This is a genomic window from Actinomyces urogenitalis DSM 15434 (assembly GCF_000159035.1).
Taxonomy (GTDB): domain Bacteria; phylum Actinomycetota; class Actinomycetes; order Actinomycetales; family Actinomycetaceae; genus Actinomyces; species Actinomyces urogenitalis.
In genome coordinates this window covers 231,108-241,715 of the sequence record NZ_DS999576.1, presented here as the reverse complement: position 1 = coordinate 241,715, position 10,608 = coordinate 231,108, and the positions used below count along the sequence as shown (strand labels likewise).

General features: G+C 68.7%; 9 protein-coding genes. 3 read left to right on the top strand and 6 right to left on the bottom strand.

From position 1 onward, the window contains the following. Window positions 1-210 precede the first annotated feature (210 nt). Window positions 211-2,100, top strand: coding sequence for a helicase HerA-like domain-containing protein (locus HMPREF0058_RS09235; protein WP_006549514.1), 1,890 nt, complete (start codon window positions 211-213; stop codon window positions 2,098-2,100). A gap of 12 nt (window positions 2,101-2,112) precedes the next feature. On the opposite strand, the gene HMPREF0058_RS09230 is transcribed toward HMPREF0058_RS09235, so the two are convergent. The 5 genes from HMPREF0058_RS09230 to HMPREF0058_RS09210 all read right to left on the bottom strand — a co-directional run bounded on the left by HMPREF0058_RS09230 (window position 2,113) and on the right by HMPREF0058_RS09210 (window position 7,371). Continuing rightward, on the bottom strand, window positions 2,113-3,144 hold the full coding sequence (locus HMPREF0058_RS09230; RefSeq protein WP_006549513.1) for a family 20 glycosylhydrolase: 1,032 nt from the start codon (window positions 3,142-3,144) through the stop codon (window positions 2,113-2,115). Beyond that, the gene (locus HMPREF0058_RS09225; protein ID WP_006549512.1) at window positions 3,144-4,136 is read right to left on the bottom strand and encodes an acetylxylan esterase; all 993 of its coding nucleotides are present in this window, start codon (window positions 4,134-4,136) and stop codon (window positions 3,144-3,146) included. The genes HMPREF0058_RS09230 and HMPREF0058_RS09225 overlap by 1 nt, the downstream gene beginning before the upstream one ends. Before the next feature lie 14 nt (window positions 4,137-4,150). Continuing rightward, window positions 4,151-5,089, bottom strand: a complete 939-nt coding sequence (locus tag HMPREF0058_RS09220; protein WP_197055195.1) for a carbohydrate ABC transporter permease — start codon at window positions 5,087-5,089, stop codon at window positions 4,151-4,153. Beyond that, window positions 5,073-5,963 (bottom strand): carbohydrate ABC transporter permease, encoded by an 891-nt coding sequence (locus HMPREF0058_RS09215; RefSeq protein ID WP_006549510.1) that lies wholly within the window; start codon window positions 5,961-5,963, stop codon window positions 5,073-5,075. The genes HMPREF0058_RS09220 and HMPREF0058_RS09215 overlap by 17 nt, the downstream gene beginning before the upstream one ends. Before the next feature lie 139 nt (window positions 5,964-6,102). Continuing rightward, complete coding sequence (locus HMPREF0058_RS09210) at window positions 6,103-7,371, bottom strand: ABC transporter substrate-binding protein (protein ID WP_006549509.1); 1,269 nt, start codon at window positions 7,369-7,371, stop codon at window positions 6,103-6,105. A gap of 264 nt (window positions 7,372-7,635) precedes the next feature. On the opposite strand from HMPREF0058_RS09210, the gene HMPREF0058_RS09205 reads away from it, so the two are divergent. Both HMPREF0058_RS09205 and HMPREF0058_RS09200 read left to right on the top strand, forming a co-directional pair. Continuing rightward, entirely contained in the window at window positions 7,636-8,358 is a 723-nt protein-coding gene (locus tag HMPREF0058_RS09205; RefSeq protein WP_034234739.1) for a GntR family transcriptional regulator, read from the top strand. Between the two features lies 1 nt (window position 8,359). Then, entirely contained in the window at window positions 8,360-9,847 is a 1,488-nt protein-coding gene (locus HMPREF0058_RS09200) for a DUF4127 family protein (protein WP_006549507.1), read from the top strand. Window positions 9,848-9,947: 100 nt separating this feature from the next. On the opposite strand, the gene HMPREF0058_RS09195 is transcribed toward HMPREF0058_RS09200, so the two are convergent. Further along, entirely contained in the window at window positions 9,948-10,607 is a 660-nt protein-coding gene (locus tag HMPREF0058_RS09195) for a GNAT family N-acetyltransferase (RefSeq protein ID WP_006549506.1), read from the bottom strand. Window position 10,608: the final 1 nt, after the last annotated feature.

The window sequence follows — 10,608 nt, the reverse complement described above, 5'->3', positions numbered from 1 at the left end:
CACGGCGCAGCTCCTCCACGCTCGGTCGAGAGGTCGAGGCGGGCGTACCGTCCGCGCCAGGCACGGTGTGCAGGGGGACGACTTCGATGCCGTGACGGCGCGCGAGCTCGGGCGGCAGGCAGGCCGCGGAGTCGGTGACGACGGCGAGGCTCATGCCGTCCAGGGTAGTACCGGGCCCGGTCCCGGACCCCGAGCACGTACCATTCCCCTGTGACTGACGCCTCCTCCACCCAGCCCACTGATCCCGCTGAGGTCGCCCGTCTCAAGGCCGCAGCCGCCCAGGCTGCTGCTGAGGCTGCCGAGGCTGCGGCCCAGGCCGCCGAGGCACGTGCTGCGGCCGCGCAGGCAGCCTTGGAGGCGGCGCTTGCCTCGCCCCAGGCGCCGAGCGCGCCTGAGCCCTCACCTGATGCCTCACCCCAGGACGATCCCTACGCCGCCTCCGTGGCAGCCGGCTACTCCTTCTCCGGCCCTGTGCTGCCGGTCGGCACCTACCTCAGCGCGCCGACGGCGTCGAGCGGCTCCCCCGCCGCCGAACCCGCTGCTGAGCCCACCGCCGTGCCCGGGGTACGGGTTGGTATCCCCATGGGCCTGCTCAACCGCCACGCCCTCATCACGGGGGCCACCGGCACCGGCAAGACCCGCACGCTCCAGCTCATGGCCGAGGGCCTGTCAGCCGCGGGCGTGCCCGTCTTCCTCTCCGACGTCAAGGGAGACCTCACGGGCCTGGCCGAGCCAGGTACCTCCTCTCAGCGCCTGGAGGCCCGCCTGGCTTCCACCGCGCAGCAGTGGGCGCCCCAGGCCTTCCCCGTGGAGCTCTTCAGCCTCGGTGGCCGGGGCCACGGGGTACCGATCCGCACCACGGTCACGGAGTTCGGCCCCGTCATGCTCGCCCGCGTGCTGAACCTGTCCGAGACCCAGACCGCCGCCCTGCGCCTGGTCTTCCGCTGGGCGGACGAGCAGGGTCTGGCCCTGGTGGACCTGGGGGACCTGCGCGACGTCGTGACCTACCTGACTACCACGGACGAGGGCAAGGCGGCACTGCGCACCATCGGTGGGGTGTCCTCAGCCACCGCAGGCGTCATCCTGCGCCAGGTCACCGCGCTGGAGGCCGACGGCGCCGACCGCTTCTTCGGTGAGCCGGCCCTGGACGTGCACGAGCTGATGCGCGCCACCGCGGACGGGCGCGGCGTCATCAGCGCCCTGGAGCTCGACGACGTCCAGTCCCAGGGCGTGCTGGTGTCCACCTTCCTCATGTGGCTGCTGGGCGAGCTCTTCGAGGAGCTGCCCGAGGTCGGGGACCTGGAGCGTCCCCGGCTGGTCTTCTTCCTCGACGAGGCCCACCTGCTCTTCGACGGCGCCTCCCCCGCCTTCCTGGAGGCCGTCACCCACACCGTGCGCCTCATCCGTTCCAAGGGCGTGGGGATCGTCCTCATCACCCAGTCAGCCACCGACCTTCCCACCCAGGTGCTCGCGCAACTAGGTTCACGCGTCCAGCACGCGGTGCGCGCCCACACCCCTGCGGACGCGGCCAACCTGAAAAAGATCGTGACGACCTTCCCCACCTCCCCGCTGGACCTGCCCACGGTCCTGCAGACCCTGGGCACCGGCCAGGCCGTGGTCAGCGTGCTGGATGAGAAGGGCCGCCCGGCACCGGTGGCGCCGGTGGTCGTGGACGCCCCGGCCTCAGTCATGGGGCCCGCCCAGGCGACCACCGTCAGCCAGATCCTCACTGGCTCCACGCTGCTGCCCCGCTACGCCGAGCCCATCGACCCTGACTCGGCCAGCGAGGCCCTGGCCCGTCGGCTCGTCCAGGCTGAGCAGGCACGCGAGGCGGAGAAGGCCGCAGCGCAGGCCCGTGCGGCCCAGGAGAAGGCTGAGCAGGAGCGTCGCAAGGAGGCGGAGCGAGCGGCAGCGGCCCAGCGTAAGGAGGCGGAGCGCCTTCAGCGCGAGGCGGAGAAGGCCGCTGAGCGTGAGCGTCGCGCTGCCGAGCGTGCGGCCGAGCGCCGTCAGCGCGAGATCGACAAGACCCTGGGTAGCATCGGCCGTCAGGTCACCCGGGAGCTGACCCGCTCGATCCTGGGCAACCTGCGCCGGCGCTGAGACCGCAGGCCCTCAGCCCTGCATGATGCGGGCGAAGGCCTCCATGGCAGGCTCCAGCCCCTGCCAGACCTGCTCCGGCGTTTCCAGGCCCGGGTCATCGCACCACACTGCCAGGCTCGCGCCGCGCAGCCACGGGGTGTCTCCTTGCGGGTCCTGGCGCGTGCCGTCAGGGCGCGCTGGGAAGCGGCGCGGGTTCCAGCCGGCCAGGCTCTGCGCAGTCGGACGCGCAGCGTACGGGTGACCGGGACCGGCCAGGACGTAGTAGAGGTCGCGGTCGGAGTAGTTGATGACGCGATGCCCGGCAGCCAGGACGCGCTCCAGGGACGGGTAGCTCGGGTGCCAGTCAGTCCAGTAACCGACCGTCACCTGCGCCGACAGCCCCTGGCGGGTACCAGGCTGGTAGAGGGCGTCATTCCAGGCACGCACATCCGTGATCCCCAGGCTCTCCAGGTGCGAGACCACCTCACCGAGGAAGTGGACGTAACCGTCCAGGACGTGGGCGCCGGGCCCGCAACGCCGCTCGGCCTCCGCCGCCAGCTGGGGGAAGCGCTCGGCAAGCGGCGCCTCCTGGGTGACGTCAAAGGCCTCGTCCCCGCCCAGGCACCAGGCGGTGGAGGGCACCATCTCGTGCAGCTCGTCGATAAGCTCCAGCGCCAGGGCGACGGCCTCGGGCCTGGAGTAGTCCAGGAGCCGGGACCCTTCCTGGGTCTGGCTGGCGCGCAGCCGGGGGTGGTGGGCCAGCACCGCTCCCAGGTGCCCGGGCACGTCCAGGGCGGGCACGAGGCGCACGCCCAGCTCGCCGGCAGCCTCGACCAGTCCCGCAAGGTCCTTCCGGCTCAGGTGCTCGGGGCTGACCACCTCGGGATGAGCGGCTGAGGCCACGCGGTAGCCCTCGTTGTCAGACACGTGCAACTGGAGCTCGTTGAGGTCGAGGGCGGCCATGCGCTCCAGCAGGCGGTGGATCCAGGAGGCGCTGAAGTACTTCCGGCCGGCGTCCAGGTGGACGGCTCGGACCTCGTAGGCGCAGGGCGTCACGGCGCTCATCACAGGTGCTCCTGCAGCCAGCGGCAGTGGGCCAGCACCTGGCGGTGCCCGCCGCCCTCGTGGGCGCCGTAGGAGTAGACGTCAATTCGCTTGTCCGCGGCCGAGCACAGGTTGTGCGCCGCGAAGCAGGTAGAGGTGGGGCACACCGGGTCCAGCAGGCCCGTGGAGAAGAGCGTCGGGGCGCTCAGCCTCGAGGCGAAGCTGACGCCGTCGACATAGGACAGGGTCCGCAGCGCCGCCTGCTCGGCCTGCGGGCTGACCCCCAGGAAGCGCACGAGCTCCAGGTAGGGGCCGGCGCTGGCCAGCTGCAGGGCGCGCGGGATGTGGGTGATGAAGGGAGAGTCCACGCAGGCCGCCTGGACGTGGCCGTCCAGGGCCGCGGCGGCCAGGGACAGTCCCCCACCCTGCGAGCCGCCCACGCAGGCGATGCGCGAGGCGTCCACCCCTTCCAGGGTGCGCATGAGGCGTACCGCCGCCACCGAGTCCAGGATCGTGCGGCGGTAGTAGAAGGTCTCCGGGGAGCCCACGCCGTCGGTCAGCCATCCGGCTGCGTGGGCGCCGGTGCTGCCGGGGTCTGCGGTGGAGCCGTAGGCCCAGTCCCCGCCCTGGCCACGAGGGTCAACGATGAGGTGAGCGAACCCGGCCATCGCGTACCAGGGAACCTGGCCGGGCAGGCCGCGCCCGCCACCGTAACCGACGAACTGGACCACGCCGGGCAGGCCGGCAGTGCCCAGAGCAGCGGCGTCCTGCCTGCCACCAGCGTCAGGCACGGTGAGCAGCGCATGGACCGGATCGCCGTCGGCCCCGGCGAAGACCAGCTCCCGGATCGTCAGCCCTGGGAAGGGAGTGTCCTGGAGCTCGTCACAGATGAGCTCGGGGCGCTGCGGTAGGCCCTGGAGCTGGGCGGCCCACCAGGCGTCGAAGTCGGCCGGCTCGTCGAGCTCGGGGGCATAGGCACGCAGCTCGGGCAGGGGCATGTCAAGGACGGGCATATGCGTGGGCCTCCTCAGGCCTTGACCGCGCCGGCGACGGCGTTGATGTAGTTCTTCTGGAAGATGATGAAGATGATGAGCACCGGGATGATCGAGATGACCGTGCCGGCGGCGATGTAGCCGAACTTGTAGTTAAAGGAACCGTTGAGGTACTGCAGCGCCGCGGCCAGCGGGTACTTGGCTGGGTCCTGCAGGACGATGACCGGCCACAGGAACTCGTTCCAGCGCCCGATGAAGTCGAAGATCACCACCGTGGAGATGGCCGGCAAGATCGAGGGGATCATGATCTTGCGCCAGATGAGCAGCTCCGAGGCACCGTCGATGCGGGCGGCCTCGATGAGGTCTCGCGGCACGCCCAGGTAGGCCTGGCGCAGCAGCACGATGGAGAAGACCTTGAGGGAGCCGGGCAGGATGACGCCGACCAGGGTGTTGAGCAGGTGCAGCTTGGACAGGGTGAGGTAGTTGATGACCATGCCCGCGGCTGCCGGGATGATCATGGCCGCAATGAGCAGGACCATGATGACGTCGCGGCCCGGGAAGCGCATGCAGGCCAGCGGGTAGGCGCACAGGGAGGCCAGCACCACGTCGATGACGATCGAGCCGACCGTGATGACCACCGTGTTGCCGAGGTAGGCCGGGATGTTGAGGAACTCCCACACGCCCACGAAGTTGGCTACCGTCAGCTGGCTGATCTTGATCGAGGGGTCGTAGATGTTCTGCCCGCTCTTGAAGGCGGTGATGGTCATCCACAGGAAGGGGCCGGCCGCAATGACGGCCACGGCCAGCAACGCCACGTACTTCAGCGTCATGGTGGCGCTGCGGCGCGCCACCACCTTCGCCGGGCGACGACGGCGAGGCACGCCGGCGCGCTGGCCTCGCCTGAGGGCGCGGCGGGAGCGAGCGGCTGACGGCGAGGAGGCGGGCGCGGACATGGTCTCAGCGGGCGTTGTCATAGGTCATTCCCCCGTTCCTCTTGCCGTAGACGAAGACGACGACGGACAGCAGGCCCGTGATGACGGCCTGGACCAGTCCCAGGGTCGCCGAGTAGCCGAACTCGAAGTCCTTGAAAGCCCGGATGTAGGAGTAGTAGTTGATCACCATGGTGGAGTTGTTGGGTCCGCCCTGGGTCATGACGAAGATCGGGTCGAAGATCGCCACGGCCGAGATGACGGAGTTCAGGGAGCAGAACCAGATGTAGGGCTTGAGCATCGGGACCTTGATGCGGAAGAAGACCTGCAGGGCATTCGCGCCGTCGGTCCGGGCAGCTTCCTCGATCTCGGCGGGGATGGACTGCAGTCCCGCCAGGTAGAGCATCATGTAGTAGCCCAGCCCCTGCCACAGGGTGATGAACATGATGCAGATCATCGCGGTCTTGGAGGAGTTGACGAAGCCCAGCGGCTGGTTGGCAAGGCCCCACTCCATCAGCCAGGTGTTGATGATGCCGTGGGAGTCGAACAGGAAGGACCAGATGATGGAGACCGCCACCATCGAGGTGATGACGGGGACGTAGAACAGGGTCCGGAAGAAGACGATGCCCTTGAGCTTCTGATTGACCAGGCTCGCCAGCGCGATCGAGCACAGCTGGATGACCGGGACCACGGCCACGAAGGTGATGGTGTTGACGATCGCGATGTGGAAGGTGCCGTCTGACAGCGCGCGACGGAAGTTGTCCAGGCCGATGAACTCCACGTCCCCGATCATCGAGTAGTCGTAGAAGACCAGGGGGATGGATCCTGCGATGGGCAGGAACACGAAGAGCACGAGCATGACGAGAGCCGGTGCCATGAACAGGTAGGCAAGGATCGTCGTCCTGGTTCGGAGTTTCATCACAGTGCTTTCAGCGTGAGAGTGGGGTTCAGGGGCTGGGTGGGCGGCGCGGTCCGGGCCAGCTTGGCCCGGACCGCCGGCTCAGGACCGGCAGTGAGCGGTCCGCAGCCGCCAGCCGTCCACCGGTGAACAGGCTGGCTCATCCCTGTTTCAGCAGTGCGTCAACGGCCTCCTGAGCGCTGGCCAGGGACTCCTTGACGTCGTCGCCGTTGATGACGGCCGCCTCGTAGGCCTTGTTGACCTCGTCAGCGATGGTGGACTGGCCCTCCACTCCCAGAGAGAAGTCCGCGCTGGTCTTGGAGGCCTCAGCGCACATGGCCGAGGCCTGACCCTCGATCGTGGAGGTGTCCGAGGTGAAGTAGGGGTCCTGCGAGGCCTTGACCGTGGAGGGGAAGATCCCCGCCTCCTTGGCAAAGCTGAGCTGGTTGTCATCACCGGTGATGAACATGGCGAACTTGGCCGCAGCCTCCTGCTGGGAGGACTTGGAGGGGATGACCAGGTTCATCAGCGGGTTGCGCGAGACGCCTGCGGCGCCCTTGAGCGGCATGGCGATGCCGATCTGCTCGTAGACGTCCGGGGCCTCGTCCTTGATGCGTGCCACCGAGGCCGAGGAGGAGTTGATGATGGCCAACTGGCCGGTCTCAAAGAGCTTGAGCTCGGTGTCCCACTGCCCCCAGTCGGTCTTGGGCAGGTCATCCTTGTCCGTGAGCTCCTTGAAGCTGGAGAGCAGCTTGTCAGCAGTATCGGTGGCGAAGGTGGCCTTGGTCTTGTCCTCGCTCAGGATCGCCACGTCCTCCTCGGAGAAGAGGTTGAACAGCGTGGGCGGGTTAAACAGGTAGGCACCGGTGGCCGCCTTCATGGTCGGGGCCATCTGGAGGGCCTCGGTGTAGGTGGTGGGCTGGCTGGTCAGCCTTGCCTTCTCGAACAGGGACTTGTTGTAGATCATGATGTTCGGCGCGGCGTACCAGGGGAAGGCGTAGACGGCGTCCCCCAGCTTGGCCGAGTCCCACAGGCTCTCGATGTAGACGGCCTGCTCCTCGCTGGTGGTCAGCTTGGCGATGTCAGCCAGGGCCTTCTTGCCAGCCATCGTCAGGGCGAACTCGGTGTTGAGGTTGACCACGTCCGGGGCGGTGCCGCCGGCCGAGGCGGTGATGAGCTTCTCCTCGATGGAGTCATAGGGCAGGTCCGTCCAGTTGACCTTGACCCCGGGGTTGGCCTCCTCATAGGCCTTGATAAGGCCGTTGAAGTAGTCGGTGAAGGTGGGCTGGAGCGCGATGGTCCAGAACTCCAGCGTGCCCGAGCCCTCACCCTTGCCGCTGCCGTCGTTGCCGCCGCCGCAGGCTGCGGTGCCGGCCAGGGCCATGGTGAGCGCGGCAGCCTCCAGGAAGCGCCTCCTTGCGATGTCCATCCCGTGCTCCTTCCGTGAGACGCGCGCTGGCCGCTGAGACCCGTCAGGGCTCTCTCGCCATCGAGAAAGATGACCAACCCGCAATTGGGATACACCAGCAAATTAAGAGGGACTCCCTTAACTGTCCACCCACTTCATATATGACTCAAGTCACATTCATACTTATCCGCTTGTTTTTGCCACATGTTGGCCTCATCCTTCTTTCAAGAGGTGTACACACGAGGCACCCCACCACACAGTCAGAGCACACTGGAGTACTCCACATTGGCGACTGATTCACCACCTACCGGTCCGCAGGCCCTGCGTGAGGCCCTCATCGAGCTCGTCACCCACGAGCTCGCCGACGGTGCGCGCCTGCCCTCCGAGCGCGAGCTCGCCACCACCTACGGCGTCAACCGGCTCACCGTGCGCCGGGCTATCGACGCCCTGGTCACCGAAGGCCTGGTCCGCCGTCGTCAGGGCGCGGGCAGCTTCGTCTCACGCGCCTCGCGCTCACGCAGCCTCATCACTTCCTCCTTCACCGGGGAGGCACGCGCCCGCGGCCTCCAGCCGGGCAACGCGCAGGTCTCCATCTCCACCGTCAGTGCCGACGCCCGCATGTCCACCTTCCTGGAGGTCCCTCCGGGCACGGAGCTGCGCACGATCATGCGCCTGCGCACCATCGCCCGCGCCCCGATCGCCATTGACCAGACCTGGATCCGCCGCGACCTCGTGGAGGACCTGACCAGCCTGGACCGTGACGCCTCCCTGCTGGAGACCCTGCTCAGCCGCTACGAGCTGCCCATCGACCAGATCGACGAGACCGTCTCCGCCTCCGTCCTGGACCGGCGCTCGGCCCAGATGCTGCGGACCCTGGCGATGATGCCGGCCCTGCTGGTGGCCAAGACGATGCGCAGCCATGACGGCACCCCGATCGCCTACTGCGAGACGCTTCTGCGCGGCGACCGGTACAAGTACCACAACACCATCACGAGGAAGGGCAACTGAGATGCACATTGTCGTCATCCCGCTCGACGAGCGCCCGGTCAACACTCAGATCCCGGCGCTCGTCGCCTCCATCGGAGGAGCCTCGATCAGCCTGCCGCCCACCGCGGCGCTCCCCCGCTTCCGCACCCCCGCGGACCTCGACGAGCTGGCCGGATGGGTACGCGAGCAGTCCCAGGACCACGAGGGGGCGAGCCTGGTGGCCTGCATAGACACCCTCGTCTTCGGCGGCATCATCCCCGCCCGTATCACCGACGACTCCGTCAGCCAGGCGCTGGGACGCCTCGACCTGCTGCGCACGCTCAAGGCTGGCGACCCGGGCCTGAGGATCATCGCCACCTCGCTGGTCATGCGTGCCTCGGACTCCTACTCCAACCAGGAGGAGCCCACCTACTGGTCCGACTACGGACGTGAGCTCCACGCCCTGGGTGCGGACCTGCACCGCAGCCTGGAGCTCGACATCCGTGACGAGCTTGCCGGGCCGCCCTCCCCCTCGCCGGTGCCCGCGCGGGTGCGGGAGGACTATGAGGGACGCCGCCTGCGCAACCACATGGTCAACCTCGCTACGCTGGACCTGGTCCACGAGGGCGTGGTCTCCTCCCTGGCCGTCACTGCTGACGACACTGCCTACTACTCCGCAGGATCCGCCGAGCAGTACTGGATCGGCCACTGGCGCCGGGCGCTGCCCTCCCTGAGGAACATGCTCATGTACCCCGGTGCTGACGAGGTCGGCGCCACCATGACGGCCCGCGCGCTCGTCGCCGGGGCCCACCAGCCCGCCATCGCTGTCCACTGCGCGGACGAGGAGGGCATGCTGCGCATTCCCAGCTACGAGAACGTCCCGCTGTCCATCTCGGTGGAGGCCCAGATCCGCGCCTGTGACGCCCTGCCCTCCAGCGGTGACGACGCCGATATCCACCTCGTCGTCCACGCCCCGGGCCCGGTCAACGACGACTGGTGGGGATCCACGCCCGAGCCTGAGCCGGAGGCCGCCGCGCTGACCGCAAGCCTCGTGCGCGAGCTGCTGGCCTCGGGCAAGCGCGTGGCCCTGGCGGACGTGCGCTACACCAACGGTGCCGATCCGGTGTTGGTGGAGGACCTGCTGGCAGACGGCACCTTCTGGTCCCTGTCCGCCTACGGCGGGTGGAACACGGCCGGTAACACAATCGGCGCGGTGCTGGCGACGGCAGTGGCCGAGTACGTGGGCAGCGAGCGCGGGGAGCTGTGCGAGCGTGCCCGCGACATCGCCCTGTGGACCCGGCTCCTGGACGACTACCTCTACCAGACCCGGATCCGCACGGAGTACTACCGCTCCACCGGAGGCCAGACGGCCGTCATTGAGGACGCCTCGGCCCTGGCAGGCCTCGAGGCCGAGGTGGCCGAGCAGATGAGAGCATTCATCGCCACCCACCCGCAGGCGCCCCAGGTGGAGCTGGTCAGCGCCCGACTGCCCTGGCAGCGCCCCTTCGAGGTGGCCGTCACCCTGCGCTAAGGGCCTGCCGGGCGTCGCTTGAGCTCCTGGACCGTCGATATCCCCCGCTACCCGCGAGGGATCCGACTGTTCAGGAGCTGAAGCGATGACCCTGGGGGCGTCATTCCTGGCGCAACGAGCGCGCCATCGTCACCCCGCCGTCATCCTGCCCGATACGCTGGAGGCCGATCGCCTCGTAGAAGGCGATGGCGCCGGTGTTGTCCGCCCCCACACCCAGGTGCAGGCCCGCGGCTCCACGCTCGCGGGCGTGGTCGATCCAGGCCTCCACCAGCCGCCGCCCCCATCCCTGGCGCCGCACCGGCTCCAGCAGGTCGATGTGCAGGTGGGCGGGGTAGCGCCCGAGCCAGGGTGCCGGCTCAGGCGCGGGCGCGCGCAGCAGCCTGAGGTAGCTGCGGTCGGTCGGCGTCAGGCTCTCCGGATCCTCCCCCGCCGCAGCCAAACCCAGCTCCTCCAGGCGCGCCGGGGCGTACTCACCGGTGAACCACTGGCGAAAGGCCAGTGTGTCCAGGGTGCCGACGACGTAGCCCAGCGCCCGCCCGCGGCCCTGGCCCGCCCCGGCTTCGGCCTCGTCCCCGCTCCCGGAGGCGAGGACGAAGCAGCTGGCAGGATCGTGGAGCAGGTACGGATCGGCGTAGACCGCACCGACCAGCTCGGGCCGGCTCATCTGGGGGGTGATGTCCCGGCCGTAGGCAGCCGTGCGGACGCAGATCTCGTTGAGCGCGGCCAGGTCGCTGGCCACAGCCGTCCTGAGGAAGGTCACG

What these genes read in the sequence shown, in the direction of transcription:
- HMPREF0058_RS09230 (WP_006549513.1), bottom strand. Translation starts at nt 3,144, where the DNA reads ATGAGCGCCGTGACGCCCTGCGCCTACGAGGTCCGAGCCGTCCACCTG.
- HMPREF0058_RS09225 (WP_006549512.1), bottom strand. Translation starts at nt 4,136, where the DNA reads ATGCCCGTCCTTGACATGCCCCTGCCCGAGCTGCGTGCCTATGCCCCC.
- HMPREF0058_RS09220 (WP_197055195.1), bottom strand. Translation starts at nt 5,089, where the DNA reads ATGACAACGCCCGCTGAGACCATGTCCGCGCCCGCCTCCTCGCCGTCA.
- HMPREF0058_RS09215 (WP_006549510.1), bottom strand. Translation starts at nt 5,963, where the DNA reads ATGAAACTCCGAACCAGGACGACGATCCTTGCCTACCTGTTCATGGCA.
- HMPREF0058_RS09210 (WP_006549509.1), bottom strand. Translation starts at nt 7,371, where the DNA reads ATGGACATCGCAAGGAGGCGCTTCCTGGAGGCTGCCGCGCTCACCATG.
- HMPREF0058_RS09200 (WP_006549507.1), top strand. Translation starts at nt 8,360, where the DNA reads ATGCACATTGTCGTCATCCCGCTCGACGAGCGCCCGGTCAACACTCAG.